General features: G+C 66.3%; 27 protein-coding genes. 5 read left to right on the plus strand and 22 right to left on the minus strand.

Annotated features, from left to right (window positions below; genetic code table 11):
- The first annotated feature begins 79 nt into the window (after positions 1-79).
- The 4 genes from KEC57_RS12745 (at position 80) to KEC57_RS12760 (ending at position 3,847) form a co-directional block, all read left to right on the plus strand.
- Complete coding sequence (locus KEC57_RS12745) at positions 80-700, plus strand: LysE family translocator (RefSeq protein WP_229385014.1); 621 nt, start codon at positions 80-82, stop codon at positions 698-700.
- A gap of 17 nt (positions 701-717) precedes the next feature.
- Positions 718-1,500 carry a thioesterase family protein gene (locus KEC57_RS12750; RefSeq protein ID WP_229385015.1) on the plus strand — a complete coding sequence of 261 codons (783 nt, stop codon included), beginning with the start codon at positions 718-720 and terminating at the stop codon, positions 1,498-1,500.
- Between the two features lie 569 nt (positions 1,501-2,069).
- A complete protein-coding gene (locus KEC57_RS12755; protein ID WP_229385016.1) occupies positions 2,070-3,323 on the plus strand; it encodes a tyrosine-type recombinase/integrase in 1,254 nt (417 codons plus the stop codon).
- A gap of 38 nt (positions 3,324-3,361) precedes the next feature.
- Complete coding sequence (locus KEC57_RS12760) at positions 3,362-3,847, plus strand: hypothetical protein (protein WP_229385017.1); 486 nt, start codon at positions 3,362-3,364, stop codon at positions 3,845-3,847.
- Here the strand turns inward: KEC57_RS12760 and KEC57_RS19125 are convergent.
- Positions 3,825-4,199 (minus strand): DUF3263 domain-containing protein, encoded by a 375-nt coding sequence (locus KEC57_RS19125; RefSeq protein ID WP_308187603.1) that lies wholly within the window; start codon positions 4,197-4,199, stop codon positions 3,825-3,827. The two genes, KEC57_RS12760 and KEC57_RS19125, sit on opposite strands and share 23 nt — an antisense overlap.
- Before the next feature lie 116 nt (positions 4,200-4,315).
- Between KEC57_RS19125 and KEC57_RS12770 the strand changes: the two genes are divergently transcribed.
- Positions 4,316-4,612 carry a hypothetical protein gene (locus KEC57_RS12770; RefSeq protein ID WP_229385019.1) on the plus strand — a complete coding sequence of 99 codons (297 nt, stop codon included), beginning with the start codon at positions 4,316-4,318 and terminating at the stop codon, positions 4,610-4,612.
- 3 nt (positions 4,613-4,615) lie between these two features.
- Here the strand turns inward: KEC57_RS12770 and KEC57_RS12775 are convergent, their stop codons facing one another.
- From KEC57_RS12775 to KEC57_RS12875, 21 genes are all read right to left on the minus strand, one after another.
- Positions 4,616-5,518 carry a tyrosine-type recombinase/integrase gene (locus KEC57_RS12775; RefSeq protein ID WP_229385020.1) on the minus strand — a complete coding sequence of 301 codons (903 nt, stop codon included), beginning with the start codon at positions 5,516-5,518 and terminating at the stop codon, positions 4,616-4,618.
- A 359-nt stretch (positions 5,519-5,877) separates the two neighbouring features.
- Positions 5,878-6,042, minus strand: coding sequence for a hypothetical protein (locus tag KEC57_RS12780; RefSeq protein WP_229385021.1), 165 nt, complete (start codon positions 6,040-6,042; stop codon positions 5,878-5,880).
- Positions 6,039-7,346 (minus strand): SGNH/GDSL hydrolase family protein, encoded by a 1,308-nt coding sequence (locus tag KEC57_RS12785; protein ID WP_229385022.1) that lies wholly within the window; start codon positions 7,344-7,346, stop codon positions 6,039-6,041. Before KEC57_RS12785 ends, KEC57_RS12780 begins: the two co-directional genes overlap by 4 nt.
- Before the next feature lie 2 nt (positions 7,347-7,348).
- The gene (locus KEC57_RS12790) at positions 7,349-8,014 is read right to left on the minus strand and encodes a hypothetical protein (RefSeq protein WP_229385023.1); all 666 of its coding nucleotides are present in this window, start codon (positions 8,012-8,014) and stop codon (positions 7,349-7,351) included.
- A 3-nt stretch (positions 8,015-8,017) separates the two neighbouring features.
- The gene (locus KEC57_RS12795) at positions 8,018-8,449 is read right to left on the minus strand and encodes a hypothetical protein (RefSeq protein ID WP_229385024.1); all 432 of its coding nucleotides are present in this window, start codon (positions 8,447-8,449) and stop codon (positions 8,018-8,020) included.
- Between the two features lie 13 nt (positions 8,450-8,462).
- On the minus strand, positions 8,463-8,786 hold the full coding sequence (locus KEC57_RS12800) for a hypothetical protein (protein ID WP_229385025.1): 324 nt from the start codon (positions 8,784-8,786) through the stop codon (positions 8,463-8,465).
- A complete protein-coding gene (locus tag KEC57_RS12805; RefSeq protein WP_229385026.1) occupies positions 8,783-9,166 on the minus strand; it encodes a hypothetical protein in 384 nt (127 codons plus the stop codon). The genes KEC57_RS12800 and KEC57_RS12805 overlap by 4 nt, the downstream gene beginning before the upstream one ends.
- 35 nt (positions 9,167-9,201) lie before the next feature.
- Entirely contained in the window at positions 9,202-10,086 is an 885-nt protein-coding gene (locus KEC57_RS12810) for a M15 family metallopeptidase domain-containing protein (protein WP_229385027.1), read from the minus strand.
- A gap of 65 nt (positions 10,087-10,151) precedes the next feature.
- Entirely contained in the window at positions 10,152-10,448 is a 297-nt protein-coding gene (locus KEC57_RS12815; RefSeq protein WP_229385028.1) for a hypothetical protein, read from the minus strand.
- Between the two features lie 11 nt (positions 10,449-10,459).
- Positions 10,460-12,379 (minus strand): DUF859 family phage minor structural protein, encoded by a 1,920-nt coding sequence (locus KEC57_RS12820; protein WP_229385029.1) that lies wholly within the window; start codon positions 12,377-12,379, stop codon positions 10,460-10,462.
- Positions 12,369-14,921 (minus strand): hypothetical protein, encoded by a 2,553-nt coding sequence (locus KEC57_RS12825; RefSeq protein ID WP_229385030.1) that lies wholly within the window; start codon positions 14,919-14,921, stop codon positions 12,369-12,371. The genes KEC57_RS12820 and KEC57_RS12825 overlap by 11 nt, the downstream gene beginning before the upstream one ends.
- Before the next feature lie 21 nt (positions 14,922-14,942).
- The gene (locus tag KEC57_RS12830; RefSeq protein WP_229385031.1) at positions 14,943-15,740 is read right to left on the minus strand and encodes a hypothetical protein; all 798 of its coding nucleotides are present in this window, start codon (positions 15,738-15,740) and stop codon (positions 14,943-14,945) included.
- Entirely contained in the window at positions 15,740-18,487 is a 2,748-nt protein-coding gene (locus KEC57_RS12835) for a hypothetical protein (protein ID WP_229385032.1), read from the minus strand. Before KEC57_RS12835 ends, KEC57_RS12830 begins: the two co-directional genes overlap by 1 nt.
- Positions 18,480-18,650, minus strand: a complete 171-nt coding sequence (locus tag KEC57_RS12840) for a hypothetical protein (RefSeq protein ID WP_229385033.1) — start codon at positions 18,648-18,650, stop codon at positions 18,480-18,482. The genes KEC57_RS12835 and KEC57_RS12840 overlap by 8 nt, the downstream gene beginning before the upstream one ends.
- A 56-nt stretch (positions 18,651-18,706) precedes the next feature.
- Positions 18,707-19,135: a DUF7426 family protein gene (locus KEC57_RS12845; RefSeq protein WP_229385034.1), complete on the minus strand. Its 429-nt coding sequence runs from the start codon at positions 19,133-19,135 to the stop codon at positions 18,707-18,709.
- A gap of 74 nt (positions 19,136-19,209) precedes the next feature.
- Positions 19,210-19,917 carry a phage tail tube protein gene (locus KEC57_RS12850; protein WP_229385035.1) on the minus strand — a complete coding sequence of 236 codons (708 nt, stop codon included), beginning with the start codon at positions 19,915-19,917 and terminating at the stop codon, positions 19,210-19,212.
- A 94-nt stretch (positions 19,918-20,011) separates the two neighbouring features.
- Complete coding sequence (locus KEC57_RS12855; RefSeq protein ID WP_229385036.1) at positions 20,012-20,467, minus strand: minor capsid protein; 456 nt, start codon at positions 20,465-20,467, stop codon at positions 20,012-20,014.
- Entirely contained in the window at positions 20,467-20,805 is a 339-nt protein-coding gene (locus KEC57_RS12860) for a minor capsid protein (RefSeq protein ID WP_229385037.1), read from the minus strand. The genes KEC57_RS12855 and KEC57_RS12860 overlap by 1 nt, the downstream gene beginning before the upstream one ends.
- Positions 20,805-20,999, minus strand: a complete 195-nt coding sequence (locus KEC57_RS12865) for a hypothetical protein (RefSeq protein WP_229385038.1) — start codon at positions 20,997-20,999, stop codon at positions 20,805-20,807. Before KEC57_RS12865 ends, KEC57_RS12860 begins: the two co-directional genes overlap by 1 nt.
- A gap of 10 nt (positions 21,000-21,009) precedes the next feature.
- Positions 21,010-21,369, minus strand: coding sequence for a hypothetical protein (locus tag KEC57_RS12870; protein ID WP_229385039.1), 360 nt, complete (start codon positions 21,367-21,369; stop codon positions 21,010-21,012).
- Positions 21,366-21,812, minus strand: a complete 447-nt coding sequence (locus KEC57_RS12875; RefSeq protein ID WP_229385040.1) for a head-tail connector protein — start codon at positions 21,810-21,812, stop codon at positions 21,366-21,368. The genes KEC57_RS12870 and KEC57_RS12875 overlap by 4 nt, the downstream gene beginning before the upstream one ends.
- Positions 21,813-21,821 lie beyond the last annotated feature (9 nt).

The following is a 21,821-nucleotide window of genomic DNA, read 5'->3' on the forward strand; positions in this document are numbered from 1 at the left end:
TTCGAGGTGATAGTTAGAAGCACCTTCGCATCAGATTTACCTAGTCTTGCCGCGTGAGCAGAATCAACGAGGCCATCGCGTGAACAGCGGGGCCATCCTCGCGTTCTGGGGCGTCTCTGTGCTGTTTGTGATCACTCCGGGCGCGGACTGGGCGTATGCGATCACCGCGGGCCTGCACCGCCGCGTGCCCTCGGCGGTGGCGGGAATGCTGACTGGCCACCTGGTCGCGACCCTGATCGTCGCTGCGGGTGCCGGTGCGGTGGTGATGAGCATCGCCGGAGCGCTCACCGTCCTCACCGTCGCCGGTTCGCTCTACCTCGTCTGGCTCGGCATCGGCACACTCAGACATCCGTCTGTCGTGCACGCCAGCACCGACGCGGCAGCGGGGCCGGCCTCGCGGTGGTGGTTGAAAGGGTTCGGGGTCAGCGGCCTCAACCCCAAGGTGTTCCTCCTCTTCCTCGCCGTGCTCCCCCCGTTCACCGACCCGGGCGCCTCGTGGCCGTTGGCGGCTCAGATCAGCGTGCTCGGCTTGGTGCACGTCGCCAGCTGCGCGATCGTCTACCTCGCGGTCGGCTACGGCGCTCATGCCGTCTTGCGGTCACGGCCCGTCGCCGCCAGGGTGGTCAGCCGGATCTCCGGGATCGCGATGATCGGCATCGGCTTGTTCCTGTTCGTCGAGCGGATGCTTCACCTAACGTGACCTCGTACGATCCGACCATGCCCGCCTACTTCCGCCGCCTCGACGCAACCCGATTCGCGGCGACCGATGCGGTGCAGGGTGCGTGGAACACCGACGAACAGCACATCGCTCCCGCGCTCGGACTTCTTACCCATGCCCTCGAACGCGACCGCCACGAGCGGCAGAGCTCTCCGCTCACGATGTCACGGATCTCGTTCGATATCCTCGGCACCCTGCCGATCGACACGATCGACGTCACCACGCGGGTCATTCGCGCCGGGCGCACCATCGAGCTCGCCGAGGCTACCCTGCATCACGCTGGCCGCCCGGCCTCTATTGCCCGCGCCTGGTTCGCCCAGAACCATGACACCGCAGCGATCGCCGGCACCAACCTCCCCGGCCTTCTGGCCGCCGACACCATGCAGGCCTGGTCGCCGTCGCACATCTGGCCCGGCAGATTCGTGACCACGGTCGATGTGCGTCGTAACGAGGTCGAACCCGGCCGAGCCCAGTTCTGGATGCGGCCACGCTTCCCTCTGCTCGAGGGCGAGACGATTAGTCCAACCGCGCGAATGCTGGGACTCGTCGATATCGCCAACGGAATCACTCCCCGCGTTGCGCCTGCGGAGGCCTACTTCCCCAACGTCGACCTCGACGTTCATCTGTTTCGCGCGCCAGAGAGCGTTTGGATTGGATTCGACACCACTGTCAGCTTCGGACCAGGTGGACACGGTCTCACCCACAGCCTCCTGCACGACGAGCACGGTCCGATCGGCGCACTCCTACAGGCCCTCACTGTGCGGCCGCGCTCCACCACATAGGTGGCCGCCACGTCGAGAGGTCTCCAACCGAACTCGCCCTCGACCGGCCCCAGACCGGCCCAAGCTTCATGCTGACGGCGTCTCGTCTCGCCGCGCTCGCTCAATGGACGGGAGCTTCGCTCGCTCAGCGATCCGCCGGAGTAGCCCAGAGGGCGACGTGGAAACCGCCTCTCACCAGGGAAAAACAAAACCCCCACCATGTTAGAAGCTAGGTGGGGGTTTCTAGGATGACTGTAACGGTCACCTTGTGGCTCCGACGGGCGTCGATCCCGTGACCTCACGATTTTCAGTCGTGCGGAAAGATCGCATCTGGCTTGCATTAATCCATATCTGGCATGTAGCCTCTCAATACAGGCCCACTCGGGACCATGCAAACCAACGGGAATGGCTACACCAACGGCTACACCCGCCCACCTTGGCCGGAAGGGAACACTCGATGGACGCGCAACGCACCATCCGCAGAAGAGCACAGCACGTCGGAGTGATCAACCAGGAGCTCTGGTCGGCGCACGGTAGAAGATGAGCCGGCCCGTGGAAGCCGGGCCAAAGCAGGAGAGGAACGGCACCGCATGAGGGGCAAGGGCGAGGGTGCGGTGTATCGGGTCCCGAAGGACCGGAAGCAGCCGCTCAAGTACTGGACCGCCGTCGTTGAGCTCCCGAACCCGACCGGGGATCCGAAGGACCGCCGCCGAAAGGTGGTCCGTTCGAAGAACAAGAGCGAGGTCGTCGAGAAGCTCGCGAAGCTGCAAGATGACCTCCGCAATCGCGGTGACCTACCGACATCATCCATGACGTGCGAGAAGTGGTTCTTGTACTGGGTGGAGCAGGTTGCTGCGAAAGAGGTCCGTCCGAACACGATCGACGGATACCGCCGGACGATCCACAACCACATCAACCCGGCGATCGGTCGCGTGAAGCTCGACAAGCTCGGACCGGCACACATTCGCCGTGTGCATGACGCCATCCTCGCGAAGGGGCTGGCCTCCACGACCGCGCTCCTCGCGCACCGAGTGATGTCGGTGTCGTTGAAGGATGCGCTCCGGGAGAACCGGATCGGGCGGAACCCCGCCACGCTCGTTCGTGCCCCACGCAAGTCCGTCACGGAGCTCCACGCGCTTGACCTCACCGAGGCATTGCAGGTCCTCCGCCACGTGGCCACCATGCCCGAAGGTGCTCTATGGGCTACATCCCTGCTCACCGGCGCCCGCCGAGGCGAAGTGATCGGACTCGAACGCGACCGGGTCGGTGACTCCCTCGATCTGTCGTGGCAGCTGCAGCGCATCCGGTGGCGGCACGGATGCGGAGGCACGTGCGATCGCATCCGGGATCGGGACTGCCCGCAACGAAAGACCGACGACACCCCCGCCGACTACGAGTACCGTAGCCTCGAGGGCGGCCTGTACTGGACCCGCCCGAAGTCGCCGAAGTCGTGGCGCATCATCCCCCTCATTGAACCGCTCCGATCCATCCTTCTGAGCCACCTCGAGAAGTCTCCCGAGAACCAGTGGGGACTCGTGTTCACCCGGAAGGGGCGACCGATCGGCCCAGACCTTGCCGGGAAGGACTGGCGGAAGGTTCTCGTCGCCGCAGGCATCGAGAAGGACGTCCGCCTCCACGATGCCCGACACACGGCCGTGGACCTGCTGTACCTCGCGGGTGTTCCCGAGGACCTCATCCAGGAGATCGTCGGCCATTCCACGCGGGCGACGACCCGCGGGTACAAGTCGCCGCAGAACCAGCAGCGACTCATCGCCGCGATGGAGCAGTTCTCAGCGTTGCTCGCGGACGAACCGCCTCGGGAGATCTCGGGTCGTGTGGCGTGATGGGTCACCGCGCTGGCTGAACCTCTATGCTCACCGTCATGGGGAACATCACCGAGGATCCGGCCGTCGCACCAGAGCCTGTCGCACCGGCACCTGCGAGCAAGACGCCGCTCTGGATCGGTCTGGCCGCGGTCGGTGGGCTGATCGTCGGCATCATGGGGACTCTCGCCGTGAGCGGCATCGTGTCATCGGTGAGCTCAGCGACGGCGCAGGCAGAGGTCGACACTCGGCTTGAGGATGCCGTAGACCGGTGCAAGGCTTCTGATGGTACCGAGCTTGGTGACAAGAACCAGACGCTCGTGATCGACGTGCAGGGCAACGAGGACGCGACCGGCGCTTCATACGCGGACCAGGCATGCATCCTGGAATTCCTCGATATGCCGGCCAGCGTCGAGTCCCATATCAATCAGACGACGTCAATGGATGGGCGCCAGTCCGAGTCGTGGGACGGGCTGACGATCGAGTGGTCGTATCACCCGGACCGTGGCAGCGACATGGTGATCATGATCGACGAAGCCGAATGATGCGATGCGCTGTGACCGCGTCGTGCGCCTGTCCTTCGTGTGAGACCGCTGCGCGTCGGAGCAGCACGTAGTAGCGCGCCGGCGTCAGCCCGTGCGCGCGGATCGCGACCTCTTTCGCGCCAGAGTGGCGCGGCCATGCACGCTCGAAGTCGAGTAGTTCCCCAGTCCCCACGGTGGACAACTCTGCCGGGGTGTTCCGACATCGGGCTACCCTCGACGCGTGGACGACATCCTCGACGACGTACAGACGCCGCGGTGCCCTGAATGTTCCGCGGTGTTGCGTGACGCGGTATCGGGCTACTGGTGCCAGTCGTGCCGGGTTGTGGTGATCGGGACTATCCCGTCGTGACACGGGATGTGCAAAGAATCGGCCCCAGATTTGGAACGTCTCGGGGACGTGCCAAGTCTGTTTGCATGTCGGTGGTGTCGGCGTAGCCTGGGGTCCTCGGCCGGGGAAAGGGGACTCCCATGGGCCGACTCACCCGTGACGTGCTGCTCGGCATCCAGCTGGCCACGACCTGCTCACGCAACCAGTACACCGGCGACCCGGGCCCGGTGATCGACGAGCTCCGCCGCATCGCCGGGGACCGGGTCGACATCCTCGCGCAGGAAGCCGGGAGCTGGGCTGGCTACTACGACAGCGAGTACACCCGCCCCCTCGCGGCCGCGCTCTCACAGATCGACGGCGCCGAGCCGTGGGTGGCCGAGGGGCGCCGACGGCGGGAGATCCCGACGCACGGCACCCCGCCACCGACAAGGGCCTGATGCTTACGCGGCCGATGCGAAGACGCGTGCGGCGACGTGCGCACCGTGCCGGTCGTGGTTCATGGGCTGGTGGTAGTAGTGCATCGTGGTGCGGATGTCGGCGTGATCCATCGACTCTTGCGTGTCGACGATCGACATGCCGGCGCGGACGAGCGCGGTCGCGTACGAGTGGCGCAGCGAGTGCGGGTGGACATTGTCGGGCAGTCCCGCTTTGCGGCAGAGTTCCTTGATCCAGAAGTAGGCGCCGTTGCGGGTCTGCCGGTTCCCGCGTCGGGTGAGGATCAGCGGGCCCGCCGTGCGGCCGTCGCGCGCGCGTTCGAGGATGCGGAGCAGCGGGACGGGAATGGGCATGGTGCGCACCTTCCCGCCCTTCCTCGTGACGGTGACCAGGATGTAGCCGATCGCGTCTTCGGTGAAGTCCTCGATGCTGATCGAGCACGCTTCGGAGACGCGGAGGCCGAGCATCGCCATCAACGCGACGAGCGCGTGATAGTGCGGCGACGTCTCCTCAGCCTGGCGCAGCAGTCTCCCCATCTGCCGGTCGTCGAGCCATGCGATCTTCGACCGGTCCACACTCCACCGCGGCAGCCGCACCATGTAGGTCGGGTCACGGTCGAGCAGCTCGTCGGCGACAGCGAGCCGGTAGAAGGATCGGATCGTCTGGAACCGGCGCGCGATCGACCGGGCCGCGTTGTGCCGCTCGAGCTCCAGGTGCCGCACGAACGCCTCGAGCGTCGACCGGCGCACGGCGAGCGGGTCCACGCCGAACCCGGCGCACCAGCCGAAGAACAGCTGCAGGTCGCTCGTGTACAGCCGGAGCGTGCCGCCGGCGTAGTGGGAGAGGAACACGCGGCGCGCGAGCTCCGCGTCTCGTGAGGCGGGCAGGGGGACAGTATTCTCGTCCATGGCGGACTCCAATGCAGAGTTGGATTCGTCAGCCCCGGCCGGTGTTACAGCACCTGTCGGGGCGCTCTCGTCTGTGAGAGACCGTCAGCCTACGACGCCCCGCCGACACCCCGGGAACGACGAAACGCCCCGCCCCCGACCGTGAGGCCGAGAGCGGGGCGCATCATCATGATGGTGAACAGGGTGATGAAGAACATGCCTGGGTGGGCTATGTCACCTTCGGAGCGTCCGGCATGGCGAGCGGATGCACCCGATCAAGCAAATTCGGGCACCAGATCCGCGGAATCACGCGGGACTCCCGTCGGCGAGCGGCCCGCCAATCAAGCACCCGTCAATCAAATGCTGGATCTTTGGTGGAATCAGCGGCATACGGCCGACTGCCGGTCCCACTGCTGGTCGACGGCTGAGCAGACCACGTCCAAGACGCGGTCCTCGCCGTCCTCCTTGCCGATCCGGTAGGTGATCGCGGCGAGCGTGGCCGCGAGTGCACACGCGGTGAGCGTCGAGATGATGCGGTTCCTCATCGGGCGAGTTCTCCCACCAGGCTGAGGATGCTGCGGAGAGCCATCGCCGCGAGTGCCTTCTGCCCTGACGGCGTCGGGTGGACGCTGTCCGAGTGCAGGTAGGTGTCGCGGTTGCCGTTGCCGGTGGTGGCGCCGACGCGGCCGGTGCCGTCGAATCCCCACGTCACCCGGCTCCACGCCGCGGTCACGCCGGGCGTACCGCTGACGCTGTCGGACTCCGGGAAGTCGGCCTTCCAGACAGACCCGAGATACGTGACGAGCGACTGTCCCGTGTAGGCGCCAGCGGCCCAGACCGCGGGCACGCCATCGACGGTGCCGAGCATGTCGAAGAACGCGAGCACGGCCGGATGCGCGAGCGCAGATGCGCGCACGGCTGCCGCGTTCGCTGCCCGGACTGCACCGATGGTGTCCGTCGAGTTGGTCGGCTGCGGGCCGAGCACGACGATCGGCACACCGGGGCACGCGGCCGCGTAAGCGTTGAGCGTGGTGGTGACCGCGGCGGCCAGCCCCGCTAGCCCGTCATCGTTCACCGACGCGCACATGACGATCAGGTCCGAGTCCGTCGCAGCGACCGTGGCGACTCGGGCCGGGTCGTCATACTTCGCAAATGATCCCGTGCTGACAAAGCCGGTACCGCCCGCCACCGATCCCGTGTACTCGCACCCGAGAGACTGCGTGACGCTCCATGCGTAGCTCTGGTATCCGGGTGAACCATTCGAACCCGCCAGGAACGAGTCGCCAACCCATCCGATGACCACCCCGCGAGGCGCGGGCGAGAGGGACTGCTGCATGGGGACGATCACGCCACGGAAGCCGTTGATGCCAGAGATGTATATCTGGACGCGGCGACGTCGAGCGGATGCGAACGCGAGCTTGAGGTAGTGGTACGCCACCGTGGTGGACAGCGAGACGAAGTCCTCAGTGACCGCGCGACCGTCGACCACAATCTGGTAGTAGATCGTGGCCCCGACAGGCACATACTCGAACTCGATCGAGTCGCCGTCGAGGATGAAATCCGCGCCCGTGAACGGCCCGCCGCCCTGCACCTTCCAACGGTTGAATGGCGCATCCCAGGCGCCGCGTGACACGACTTCGGTGACGGCTCCCTGGAAGGCGGTGGTGCGGCCGCCGATGGTCGCGGCGGTGGCGTCGCTGACAGTGGGCGCATCGGTGGAGAGCGCGCCAGGCCACTCGCGCACCGTCGATGCGATGCGGGTGGCGAGAGCTTTCAGCGCCGCCTCAGGAGCGCTGACAACCTCGATCGTGTCGAGCCGCACCCCAGCGGAATCACGCATGTATGCCACGGTCAGGCCTCCTCGAACACGATGTCGTCGATGTCGCCAGTAGTCACGTTCACCTTGATGACGACGGTCCCTGCGGGGTCGATGGACTCGCCCGTGAGGTGGTCCACGAACCGAACAAAGGTGGCGGCTTGCTGGGCGGCGAACACCGACCCCGGCGCCCCGGCGGCCGCCGCCATCGCGGCATCCGTCGACGGGATCACCGAAGCGGCAGCAGCCTCCGCGGCCGACTGTGCAGTCTCCGCGGCCGCGCGCGCAGCCGCTGCAGCCGCCGCCGAGCCGAGCGCCGACGCGGCCTCCTCGAGCACCTGCTGCGCGTTGGGCGGTGTCGGATCGAGCGGGGCGAAGGTTCCCGGGTCGACGTCGACCAGGTTGCCGAAGTCGACCGGCCCCGACGCGGGGATCTCGACGAACCGGATCAGCTGCTTCCCACCCGACGACACCACGATGCGCACACAGCACACCCCGCCCGTCGCAGGCAGATCCAACACCTCCACCAGCGAGCCGTCAGCGATGGCGACGGTGATCTGCGACGGAAACGTCACATCCGCACCATCCACCCGCGTCACCGCACGGGCACCAGCCCAGTAGTCGACCTGCACCTTCCCGCGCTTCATCGGGCCCGGGGCGCCGAGCATCGTCTCCAGCCCGTTGAGCGTCACGACCGTCATGAACTACTCCCCTGCGAGATCGCTGCGCAGAGACACCCCGGGGGTGAACTGCGGGTCGATGGTCTGGACGTTGACGACCTGCACGAACGCAGCGAACGCGGTCAACGCAAGGCCCGTAATGGTGAGCACCGCCGCAGCGGTGTCGTCACCCCACCACCGGAACGCGACACCGAGCGGGCCGACGACACCGGCGAGGGCGTACAGGATGCCGCGGCCGACCGTGGTCAGCCAGCGGGCAGCGGCGGACGGGCGCAGGAGCGCGAGGCCGATCACGCCCTGCACGAGCTGCAGCGCGACCTGCGACACCGAGAGGAGCGCGTCGGCCTGCGACGTCGTCACCCACCCGAAGTACGCGACGACGGGCAGCAGAGTCGCGAGCGCGGCCTGCAGCGCCTGCCGGCGGCCGTCAGTGAACCATGCGGCGAGAGTCTTCATGATGACCTCCTGGTCAGGGTCGTGTTGGCGGAGGCGGTGCCTTCTGCCGGTAGATGTGATCGCGGAGAATCTGCGTGTACTCCCGCTCGAGCGACAACTCGTCAGCGAGACGCTGCTTCTCGATCTCCGTCGCCACCCGCGCAGCGCGTGCGTCGCGGAGTTCCTCTTGCATTTGGTCGATGAGCGCGTCACGGTCAGCGACGGTGTCGCGCCGTTCGGTGTGTTCGGTGGAGCGAACCCCGGCCTTGCGGTCGGAGATTGTCTTCACGCCGGTCCACACCGCTGTCGCGATCGCGACGATGGTGGTTCCGACGAGCGCCCACTCCTGCAGGTTCACCCGCCGCCCTGGTTCTCGCGTACGAGCCGCCCCCGCACCACGAGCAGATCGATCCACCGGATGCCGAGGGCAAACAGGAGCGCGGTGACCGCCGATGCTTGAGCGGTCCGAGTGGGTGCGTCCGCGGCGATCTCCCACACGGTGATCGCGTAGATCACCACGGCGCCGATGACGAGTGGGAGTCCGATGAGCTCCCACCGGTACAGCCTGGAGAGTGCGCCGCCGAGGCAGGCGAGTGCGCCGAGCACGGCGATCACCCCCCACAGATCGGTGACGAACCCGGGGAGCCTGTCAGAGACGGTCGTGGGCGTCAGCCAGACCGCGCCGACGCCCATGAGCAGGCACATCAGGTACAGCGCGGCGCGGAGACCGTAGAGCACCCGCCGCGCCCACGGCGGATTCAACGGGTACGGCATCAGGGCCGTTCGGCTTTCAGCACCAGCCCACCGAACGCGTCCGCGACGGCCGCCCGGACATCCCCCGGTGTCGCGGCGCCGCCGGCGGCGGGCAGCTTCGCGACGATCCCATCGACGAGCTTCGTGATGACGGTGTCGTCGAGCGACGTCACCGGCTTGCCGGCGGTGGCGTCGAGGACGACCATCATCACATCCCACTGACGGTCATCGAGATCGACGACCTTCGCACCCTTCGCGAGTACGTCGAGCGTCTCGGTGCCGTCGACACCGGTCTGGACGGTGAGCGCCCCACCGATGCGGAAGTCACGACCGTTGCCGACGACTCGGATCGAGCCGCCACGCCGATAGATGGTGAACATGTCTTCTTCTTCCTCCGCAACGGCGGGGCTTGGCGTGTCAGATGATGTGGAACCTGCAGGGAGGGGCGCGAACGCGTTGAAGTCGATGTAGTGCCACCGTTCGCCACCCTTGATGCCGGACATGGCTTCGGTGATGAGGCGGGCCGAGAAACCTGCCGCTTCCATCGCCTGGTCGACCTGATCCCAGGTGAGTCCGTTCGGGTCGACGTCGACAGCAAGGCATGGTCGCCCGCGCCACTCGCCGCCGTGCGACGACGTGCCCTCCACGGCGGCACCGTTGCAGTTCCCCTGCTTGCACGCGTTCGTCCGCGCGGTCCTCTGCGAGAACAGCGGGCGGTAGATGTTCCACCCGGCACGGATGTGAATCGTGCGGCCGAAGCGCCGCTCAGCTTCCCGTTTCGCGGACGCCCACCGTGCAGCAAACGCCGGGGTGCACCGAAACTCCCAGTACCCGTTGCTGTCGGTCCCGGACGCCAACACCACGGACACGACCGAGTACGGGACCTCCCCATTCTTGAACGGCATTGGTTCTCCTTCGTGGGAATGGCAAAGCCCCCAGCAATCGCCGGGGGCTCGGGTTGTCGTGCGAGTCAGATCGTGCGGACTGCGGTGATCGCGGCCGTGAGGTGCGAGTCAGTGACCGCGACGAGATCCACGCCGGGACGGTCGGGTGTCGCGTCGATATACACGTCGCGGGTCTCCTTGGCGTATGCGTGGACATCGGCGACGGTCTGCCCGCCGTCCACGTCCACGCCGACGAGCTTGCCCATGTTCGCCTGCACCCATTGGGAGGCGTTGTCGATGTCTGCCTGTTCCGCGGACGCGATGAACCGGTCGAGAAGATCAGGGTCGTTGCGGGCGTTGATGTGCTGTGTCGTGGTTGCCACGTGGTCTCCCTTCAGACCTTGATGATGAAATTCATGACAAGGAACGGCTGCAGGTTGTTGTGACCGCGAGAGCCGGTGATCTGCGCCGCGCCGTACGCGCCAGACGCGGCGATACCTGAGCCTGTGCGGAAGCTGCCGTCCTGCCCGCCCGTACCTGCACGGGAGAAGATGTCCCCTGTCCCCGCCGCTGCCGCAGTACCACCGGGCCAGACATGCGAATGGTCCGGGAGTTCCTGCGCCGTCAACGTGTGCGTCTTCGACCCGCCGGTCTCGCCCAGCGTGTCGAACTCGGTTTGCGCCGAGTCGAGGCCTACGCCGACGCGCCCCTTCTTGTCGGGCACGTTGAACGTCGATGACCCGTTCCCTGCGCCGTAGGTGGTGCCGATGGTGGCGAAGAGGTCCGCGTAGGTGGTGCGGGACACGGCTTGACCCTGGCACAGCAGCCACCCTGTGGGGGCTGTTGATCCAGCGAACTCGCAGACGACGCCGACCGGTGCAACGATGCCGTTCCCGCGGGTGCGGACCTCGCCAGTCGCGTACACATCGCCCGCGACGTCGACTGTCCCGTTCTCATGGAACTTCCCGAACCCCACGCCCGTCTTCGACCAATGCATGAACACCGCGGCGGTAGCGACCACCGTCTGCGCTGCAGCCGTGTTGAACTTATCGGCCACCTCGACGCGCACATCGAAACTGTCATCGATCGGATAGTTCGCACCGCCCGAGACGACGAAGTTCGAATTGTACGTCACGGTCCCCGCAGTGACGTTGATGACGTTCCGGGCAGTCCACGTCGACCCGCCGTACGGGCGAGTGAACACCTTGATCGTGAGGCTGTTCCGCTGAGTGCTGTTCATCAGCGACTGCACAGCACAGTTCAGATCCACCCGGAGGCTGATGCCGTTGTCGTTGACAGCACCACCCGCGTCGCACCTCCGCACGAGCACGTTGGTGAACAACGGCGACAGGTACGGGAGGACAGTGACGTTCCCCGACCATGCCGCGGACCGCCCTCGAGAGTCACCCGCCCAAGCGCTCAGCGGGACAGTGCCAGACGCGGTGACTTTCGCCCCGGATCCTGACGCGATCGACTGCGCGCCCGGCATCCCCCAGGAGCGGCCGGTGATCGTCGAGCCCTGCACCCCGGACGCGTTGACCGTGGCTTTCAGGATCGAGAGGTCCTGAACGAACAGGCCCACCTGCGACACCACGGTCGGGTTGTCGTCAGACACCGTCAGCGACGAGATCGTCGGAACAACGCCGGCGCCGGCCTGCAACGTGAACGGGGTTGTCTTCGTCCCGATGGTCGTCGCACCGCTCTTGGTGACGACGGTGATCGTCCCGGACCCGGACGTGGTGTTCGGGATCTGTGTCAGCAGGCTGAGGGGCGGTGTCCAGGACGTCGACCCGCCGACACCTGTCGCGACCGTGCCGGACGCGGATCCGAACGTGTAGGTGATGTCGTGTGTGAACGACGACGATGCCCAGTCCGTGTGGATCGTTACCGCGGTCCCGGCTGTGATCGTGGAGCTCGGGTCGAACCGCCCGGTCGATGCGCGCGGGATCGTGGGCAGCCCGACATCATTCACTGTGACCGACGTCGACCCGAGTAGGTCATACGTTGCCGGAGCGTAGATATCGAACGACTTCGTACCGTTTGCCTCGTGCGCAAGCCAGGTCTCACCGCTGAGGATGAGCCATGGGCCGCTCCCACGGAAGTCGAACCCGGTTGCGCTTATCGAGCCGCGCAGCACCCCGTCAAGGTAGAAGGACCGGTTGGCGGCACCTCCCGAGAACGTCGGGGAGTACGCCGTCTTGTCGATCCACAACTGCCACCCGAGCTTCGACTGGTTCCCCGCGATGTCCTGCTCGATGAGCCAGACGTTCTCCCGCAGATTGAACGGACGGCCGGGGAATGCGCTAGATACCAAGAGCCCTCACCACCGTTCCGTCTGCATAGGGCTCGAACTTGTGCTGAGCGAGAACGATCTCCGTTGCTTCCAACTTCGGGACGACCATGCGCCCGCCCTCCCAGTACGACGTGACCACCCCGTTGTCAGTGATCTCGAACCGGTCCGGCTTCACATGCGTCTGGAACGGTGAACCCGTCGACCCAACGTGCGCACCGTTCTCGTCCACCCGGAACCATGACGTGAGCTGACCGACAGCCCCAGCCGTCTCATCGACCTGACCGGCAAGGGACTCCTGCTCGGCGGTGATCGAGATGATGACGCTGTTCTCACCCAGATCGATGTGGGACCCGAGCCCGCTCGAGAGGTGCTGCACTTCGATCGCACCGACGGCGATGGTGTTCGCGGTGACCGAATTCGCCTCCAGGTCGGGGCCGGTGATCCCGGTGACCACGATGGAGACCACAGCCGACGGGGTGAACTCTCGACCGAGAGTGTCTACCGGGATGAACCGGACGAACATCGATTCACCGACCACACCGCGGATCGGCGACGACCCGCCCCCATTCGGCAGCGGAACGGCGACACGGGTCCACGGTCCGCCTGTCAACGCAGCATGCTCCACGAGTACGTGCTGCACACCAGCCGGCAGGACGCCCCCGGTGAGGACTCCGTCCCACTGCGCTTGAACCATGCCCAGGCTTGTGGTGAGGGTCGGATCGGTGGGAGCGATGTCGAATGCGTCAGGAAGCGCCGCGATCACGTCCACGTGGGAGGTGAAGTCCGACCAGACACCAAGAGTCGTGTAGGCACGGACCTTGAACGACCGTGCCTGCCCCGACTGGACCGACACGAGCACGTCCCGCGAGGGCGACGCCGAAACCGGCCCCCACACGGCCCCATCGAGCAGCCACAGTTCGTACCGGTCAATGACGACGGCCACGTCATCTGTAGACAATGTGACCGCATCCCACTGCACACGCAGTGTCGCGACAGACGATCCGTCAGCCTGAAACTCCGCGGTGTTCGACGTCACCTCGAGCCCGGTCGGAACCTTCGGCACAATCGACAACGGACTTGCAGGGGTGACGGTGATCTCGGGCGAGAACTCCGACCACCGTCCGCGCACGGAACGCGCACGGACCTTGACCCACACCGGAACGCCAGATTTCAATCCGGGGACCGTGGTGGACAGTTGATCGGTCGCGGTGACCATGTGCGCGGTTTCGGACGCTTCCCGCGCCCACAGCTCGTACAGGTTCACATCGATCGCCGTCGAATCGACGGCGTCTGTGACCTGATCCCATGCAACGCCCACTGCTGCGACGGCGGCACCGTCCTCCCCCCACGAGGCGGTGTTCGACACAACGTGCAGGGCGTCCGGGGCGTTCGGGTCTGGCGATGCCGGTGCGGTCGTCGGCGGTACGGACGACCCGGACCCGCCGATGATCTGCCCGACCTGCGCCGCCGATGTGCGCCGCGCGAGCTTCGCCGCCTGCGTGAGCATCTTGTCTCCGACGACCGTGCGGGCGGTGACAACGCCGGCAACGTCCTTCGTGACCACGATCCCCACAACACGCTGAAGGATCTTTCCTCCGCGCGTCCGCGCCGTCACCAGGTCTCCGATGTTGAACCCGGCCCACGGTGCGGTCATGCCGCCGACAGGTGCCCACTCGTAGGACAGTTCCCTTGACACCGCGCGCGCCTTCGTGAGCGCCGGTTGCGCGTTCTGCTGCGCGGCCGGGATGTCAGGAGCGCCGGACTGCGACATGACCTGGAACACCGAACCAAACCGGTTCGACGCGCCCGGGTTCACCGCATGAGTCCAGCCACCGTCGTACTGGATCACGATCGCCGTCGCCGGTTCGTAGACCGACTTTGCCGGGGACCGGGTGAACCCACGGCCACCGAAGACCACGTTCGACCGGTCCGTGGCGGTGCCTGCGTTCACAACGCGCAGCTTGAACCCCTCCGACCACCACTCGATGTATCCCTGGTCAGAGAGCCCGTCGATGATCCGCGACAGGGACGTGGTGAAGAGCGGGTATGTCTGGTCTACCTGCTGAGCCCACGCCGCACCCACCGAATCTGTGGTGCCGGTGAAGTCCGTGGTGACGTTCGGTCCCCACCCCGCCCCATCACCGAGACCTCCGGTCTTGCCGTAGGTGATGATCTCGTTCAGCAGCGCACCCGGGGTCACGTTCGTGTACGTGCGATCCTGTGCGTTGTCGCCCGATTTCCACCACAGGGGCAGTCGCTGGGTCAGCCAGGACAGCACGTCCTGAGCGGTGAACGAGACGACGCCCGACTGCTCGGCGTTGTCGGAGTTGTCCTCCGTGGCGATGAACAGGTCGTTGCGGGGCGACGCCCAAACCCCACCGGTCGTGTACTCCACGCCGACAAGGAACGGGGCATCCAACGAGCCCGCGACACGAGACGACGTGGCGAACGTCACCCGGCAGGCTGACGAGTCCGCCTGTGTCACATCCATCCGAATCGTCTTGAGCACACGCGACTTGGTGCCGTCATCGTTGTACAGGCGCAGGCGAACATCGAACGTCATGACACTCCTCAGGGGTTGCGGTCAGACGAGGAACGCAGCGGTGCCTCTGACTTGAATCTGAGCGCCCGACCGGGTAGCTGTTGCGACGGTCAGCCGGCCGTCGCGAGTGGCCGGATCAGCAGGCGCAAGCCGTGGTGTGATTTCGAAGACGCCTCGCGGGCCACCGAAGTCAACGGCGCCCGAGACCTCGGTGCCGCCTACCCACGTGTCCGACGTTGTGACGAACGCCCGTCCGGTCGTGGACTCGAACCGGAGGTATTGAGATCCGGTCAACGCTGGGGCGTACGTGAACCAGGATCCGGCGGTGTCGGTCACCTGCAGACCGGTTGTGGCACCCTTTACCCGCACGATGGCGTCCTGCACTGGTGCCGACATGCCGGGAAACAGTCCGGTGACCGCGACCGAAGCCGTCGACAGGGAAGCAGCGGTCGACGTGGATTCCGCCGCATCCCGCCAGTACACCTGCGGGAGGCGGATGATGAACGTCACATCGAGGATCGAGTCCGCAGACCCGTACCCGACGTGTGTCCACGACAGGAGCTCGAACTGCACCGATCGGGACGCATCGGCCGTGACCGTCAGGGCGCCTTCACCCGAGAACAGTGCGGTGAGGGTCTGCAGGTGAGCCTTCGGGGTGCGCACCACCAGCGGCAGGACTACCGCGCTCACTGTGGCGGGGAGTCCCGCCACAGTGCCGTCTGTGCCTGGTGCCGAGACGTTCGCGCGTTCGCGGACGAGCTCGCTGATCGGTTTCGACGGGGAGCGGAAGCGCCAGCCGAATGTCGGGTTGCGGAGAGGGACACCGGCGACGCTGTACATCAGAGACTCCCGACGATCTGTGCGGCATCCCACGCGTCCTGCTGCAGGTCGCGGACCACGGGGTTGATGAGAGTGACGTTGTTGTTCGTCACGCTGGGCGTTGCGGCAGGTGCCTGCGAGGGCGTGTAGCCGGCGTTGATCGCCTTCAGCAGGGACCGGTTGCGGTCTGCCTGTCCGAAGACGTTCGAGACGACTTCCTCGCCGTTCGCGAGGCGGTACAGGCCCGCCGAGTCGCTGCCCGCCGTGCCGCGGCCGTTGATGGTCCCGCCACTAGTTCCGCCACCGGCAAGACCCGGGGTGGTGCCGCCCAGCGCACGGCCACCAGATGCGGCACCGTCTCGTAGGTGTGACTCGGTGACGGAGATCGCGATCGCCGCGGTGCGTCGCCGCACCAGCCACGCCAGGTCGGCCTCAGCCTTCGCGATGTCGACCTCGATCTTCGTCACCGGAAGGGTCGCGGGGATCTTGAACAGTTCGTCGAGGTAGGCGTGCACTGCGTCACGGTTCATACCGTTCGCGACAGCCTGATCCTCGATCGCCTGCTTCGATGCCTGGAGCTTCGCGACTGATTCTTCAGCGCTACCTCCCTGGTCACGGAACGCTTGCGCCGAGTTCTGTGCGGACTGGATCAGATCGAGCAGCGACCCTCGGTTCGTGATCGCAGACTCCGACATGCCATCGAGTGACGCACCAGCCGAGTCGAGTGCGCCGGTCGCGTCGTCGATGTAGTCCGGCATCCGAACCAGCTGCGACTCGAACTGGTTCTGAGCCTCCGCAGCCGAGAGGGCCTTCCCGTTGAGCTCATCGAGTGCTTGCTTCAACAGGCCAGCGGCGTCGCCCTGCAGGTACATCTCCGCGGTGGCCTTCTCGGTCGCCGTCTTCATCTCGTCCTGGCTGCCACGCGCCGACTGCAGTGCCCCGACCGAGATCCCCAGGGCGGCGGCTGCAGCCTCATCGGCGCGCTGCTGAGCGAGTGCAGCAGCCGACGTCTCTGTGAGAGCTTCGGTCCGCAGCTTGTGCCCCGCCACCGACGCATCGATCGCGCTGCTCTCGTTCCGCAGGCTTCCCACGAGGGTGTTCACCAGTCCGGTGGCCTCGAGCAGGCTCAGGTTGTTGTCCTTCATCACCTGCTGCATGGCGCCTGTGTCGCCGTCCGCGGCACGCGTGTACAGCGAAAGCTCCTTGAGTGCGTCCTTCTGCCCGAGAGTGGCGTTCGTGACGTCTTCGAGGCTGACACCGAGTTGCTTCGCAGCGTCGAGCGCCCCACGGTCCTGGAGTTCCTGCACGGCCTTCGCACGGACGTTCTCCGCGACTGCGCCCGTGTCTGCCTCCACCGCAGCGGTGTAGGTCTGCATCGCCTGTGTCGCGCTGGAGTTGTTCGCGATCACCACAGCGAAGATGCCCGCAAGGGCGGCAAGACCCGCAACGACCCACCCGATCGGGCCGGTCGCTATCGTTGTCGCCGCACCGACCGCGCCCATGCTGGTCGCGATGTTCGCCAGCATCGGGGCGACGAAGCCCCACGCCTTGAACGCGATCGCACCCCAGGTGAGCGTCACGATCAGCTGCGACAGCACCTCGACGGGGATCGCGCTGATCACATCCGAGATGCCGACCAGCACAGCCATGCCGATGGTGCCCAGCGGTGCGAGTGCCTGCAGGATGTGCATCACCGTGGATGCCAGCTTCCCGAGCAGGTCGGTGACCGTGGGGAGCATCGCGAGCGCGTACCCGCCGAAGTCCTCGATCCCCGACCCTTCGGTCCACCGCTGGAACCCCGCAGTGAGGGACTCGAGGTAGATCCCGGCGGTGAGGAACAGAGGGTTCAGGATCCGCAGCGAGTTGATGGTCCCGGTGAACAGGTTCGCCCCGGAACGGCCCAGCAGACCGGAGAACTGGCCCACCTGGACGTTCAGCCCCGGCAGCGCGTCCCGTGTCTCCCGCACGACCCGCTGGAAGGACGACAGCATCGCGACCGCGGAGGTCTGCGCGAGCGTGTTCATCGACCCCTTGAGGGAGTCCAGCCCGGAACGGTACGACGCACCGACAGTGGTGCCGGCGTCCATCTCCCGCTTGATGCCGATGATCGCGAGGACACCCGCGGCACCCATTCCGAGGAACGCGGAGCCGATACCGATCGCTGCGGCACCCACAGGCGCGAGGAGCGGCAGCAGCAGTGCGATGGCCGTAGTGATGGCGCCCACACGGGTCACGCTGGTGCGGTTCGCCTCGTTCGCCTTGACCGTCGCACGAGTCTCGTCCTCGGTGGCGGCGGTGTTCGCACGACGGGCGGCCGCGAGAGCAGCTTCTGACGCGGTGACCTTCTCGTTCGCCGTGTCGAGGCGCTTCAACGCTTCGGTGACAGCGAGTTCCGACGCGACGTACCGCGCCCCGGAAGTCACACCCTTCTCGCGGAGTTCGGTCAGCCGCATCTGCGCGAGGCTCGCCCGCGCATACGCCGTGTCGGCTGCGCTCATCGCCGCCGTCAGGCGGCCCTGCGCGAGGGTGAGCTTCGTCTGTGTCGCGGCGACCTTGTCGTTGCTGCCCGCAACACCCTCGGCGGCAGCCTTCACAGCCGTGAGGCGCCCGATCACCGCAGCCGCGTTGTCACCGATGTGGATGTCCGGGTTCGCACGCTCAAGCTCGCGGACGTCCTGCTTCGTCGCCGCGACGTCCGCGATCCACTGGTCGCGATCCATGCGGAGCTTGCCGACGATGGAACCGACAGTCGTGGGACCCTCATTCATCGGTGGCCTCCGGCTTCGGTTCGTCGTCGGGTGCGAAGTAGCGTGCGAGCGGGGTGTCGGTGGACAGGAGATTCCGCACGCGGACGTTGAACCAACGCCACGACTTCCGCGCCCACACGTCTTCGAGGTCTATGCCGAGCACGGCATGGAACGAGAACTCCAAGAGCCCCCACTGGCTGATCAGTTCAGGCCAGCTGACACCACGCCCTTGCGGCTTCGTCAGCTGCTTCGGGAGGTCGTAGCCTTCGTAGATGCCGGTGACGGGGTCTTTGTCGCCCCACCCGTACTCTTCGATCGCCGCGTAGCCCGATTTCCCCGAGCCTTCATGTACTCGGTCATCGCTTTTGGGTCGCCACCGGTCTCCCACATGGCTTCGGCGTACGCGCGGCCGAACTGGAAGTCGGCGAGCATCGTCGCGCCGGCACGGGTCGCGAACGTCAGCGGGACACCGTCAGCGATCATCTCGTCCCACACGGGGCCGAGGACCAGCTTGAACAGTTCGACGGAGTCGAGATCCTGTTCCTCACCGTTGTTCGTGATGCCGTTGAGGCGGAGGCCAAGCTTGATACCGATCTCGGGTGCGGCGTACTTCTTTCCCTTGTACGGGAAGACGAGCGCGCCGTCGGCGAACTCGGTGTATTCACGCATTTCCATGCTGTGGGGACCCTTCTGTGGGGATGGTCCCGGGCGTGCGCATCCCCACACGCACGCCCGGGAGTCTGTTACGCGCCGCGCGTGTAGCTGAACGCGGTCGACGTGCCGGCGCCGTTGATGACGGTAATGTTCGCCGCCCCGGCGGAACCGGCGGGCATCACGGCGACGATGGTGTTGTCGGACACGACGAGGTAGCTCGTCGCGTTCGTCGCACCGAACTTGACCGATGCAGCACCGGTCACGCCGCCGAAGCCGGTGCCGGTGATGTTGACGATCCCGCCCTGCGCGATTGCGGTCGGGGTGGCGCCGAGGATGACGGGCACCGCGGCCGCAGCGAACGGGTTCGCGATCGGTGCGAGGATGCCGTCACCGGTCAGCGTGATGGTGACCTCGTCGAGGTCGGCGACACCCGTCTTCGACGCCGAGTATCCGACGATCGCGACACCCTGGTACGCCTCCGGAGCGCCGTTGCGGTCGTACCAGCGGGCGTTGAGGCGGGCGAGGTCGCCGAACTGCAGCTGCGCGGAACGGGCGAGCTCCTGACCGGGATCGAACACGCCCGCGTTGGTCGCGCGACGGCACTTCGCGGTCGTCACCCACCCCTGCATGGTCTTCTCGAACGAGGAGAACCCGTTCGAGTCGTAGTCGTCCGCGGCGACCAGGCTGGGGCTGATGGCGGGGTTCAGGTCGTTGATCCCCTTGAGGTTCACCCAGGTGGTGGGTGCGGCGATGGTCGACAGGTCGACCTTGAAGCGGCGTGCGAGAGCGGTAGTCACGATTGGCCTCCTATAGGCGTCGGGGCATTGTGTTGAAGCCCCTCACCGTGTCGGCTCGGGGTTGGGCACCGACGGGCCGTCGGTGGTCGGTGGGCTACCAGGACCCGCCGGCGGGGCGGATCGCGGTGGGTGCGGCGTCGACGTCCAGGTAGTACTGGTCGGCACGTTCGAAACGCACACTGTCGTCGGTGCCCATGGGTGCGGAGGTTCGGCGGAGGATCTGGATGATCGTCTGCCCACCGATGACGAGGTTCGTGCGGCCGTGCAGGGTGTCGAAGATCGGGTCGAGGAGGTCGGCGACGTCGAGCGGGTCGTTCCGGTTCCCGCGGCCGCGGACCTGCAGCATCTTCTCGCCCAGCGGCATTGACGGGTCATCGGCCCGGTCCACCAGGTTGAGGACCACGCACCGGTCAGGGGCGGTCGGGGTGAACAGCATGAAGATGCCCGTCTGCCCTGCCGGGTACACGCCTGCCGGGTTCCAGGAGAGCCCCAGACCGGACGCGGCGAGCAGTTCTGCGATGCCGGTGAGTAGATCCCTCGTCGCGGCCATCAGAACGCCTCTCCGAGAGTGTCAGCGATGATCTCCATCGCCTTGTCCGCTTCGGTCCGCATCGGCTGCTCGAGGTAGAGCGCCTGCCCTTTGGTGTGGTGCCAGTCGAGTTCGAAGTGCTGCCGGCGGGCGTAGGGGCCTTCGTACGTGAGGCGGGCTTCGTTGCCGTGGACGGTGACGCCCGCAGATCCGACGAGGAACCCGTCCCGGACCGGGGTGAGTTCTGCCGAGACACCGCGGATATGCTCCATCGCCCGACCGACCGCGACCGGAGTGAGTTCCTGGATCTGTTCGTCGAGTGCTTCGAGCTTCTCGAAGAAGTCGCCACCGTCAGCCATCAGGCCACCGAGAATCGCTGACGACTCGTCGCTGCGTCGCCGTCGATGCCGAATACCGGTCGCCCGTTGTCATCACGGACGATGCGAGTAACGACGATCTCTGAGACGCCCATCTTGACCTCGACGACGTCTTTCGTGGCGAGCCCAAGGGCCTTCATCGCCTCAGCGCGCGCATCGGGGGTGATCAGGTCCATGGCCGAGTCCTTACGTGAGTGCGACGGCGACGTGGTCGGGCAGGTCAAGATCGCCCGAGTCGAGCAGGGAAGCGACGATCACCCGCGACTCGGCGCCGCGGATCGTGACGCGGGAGCCGGGAGTGAACAGCGCTGCGACAGCGGGCGACGCGTACAGGGTGGACTCTGAGATGACCTCGGCGGTGTCGTCACCGCCACGCTGACTGTCACGGCCACGCACGAGGCGGCGCTTCTGTTCGATGAAGCAGCCGTATTCGGCGGTGGGGGAGAGTGTGATGGTGCCGGAGAAGTGTTCGCGGCCGTACCCGTCGGTGCCTTCGAGGGTTTCGACGGTCGCAGTGTGGACGAAGAAGTCGTCGAGCTCGCTCATGCTGAGCTCACCGCGGAAGTGATGAGGCCCCGGGTGCGGAGGAAGCTCCGCGCTTCCGGGACGAGGCTGGCGTACGCGGCGGCACGGGCACGATTCACAGCCTGCGCCTCAGCGTCGGAGTACTCGATCTGTGCGGTGCCGATCTTCTTCGACTTCACCGTCTTGGTGGTCTGGATCACACCGCCGGTCGCGGGGTCGATGTTGAGGGCGACCCACGCGGAAGCCTGGATGCAGGTCGCGTCGCGCAGGGCGTTCTTCACGACCGGGTCGGTCGCGAGGCCCGTGGACGGGTCGGTGGCGTAGCGGGCGGTCTTCGTCGCGTCGAGCACGCGGGTGGTGCAGGCGCGGAGAGTGAGCTCGATGTTGTCGGGCGCAGACGTGCTCATTGTCCACTCCGTGAAGTCGTCGACGGAGGCGAGCGTGGTGGGGACGATGAAGCTCACGGGGATCCT

It is taken from the genome of Microbacterium allomyrinae, from assembly GCF_020682705.1.
GTDB lineage: Bacteria > Actinomycetota > Actinomycetes > Actinomycetales > Microbacteriaceae > Microbacterium > Microbacterium allomyrinae.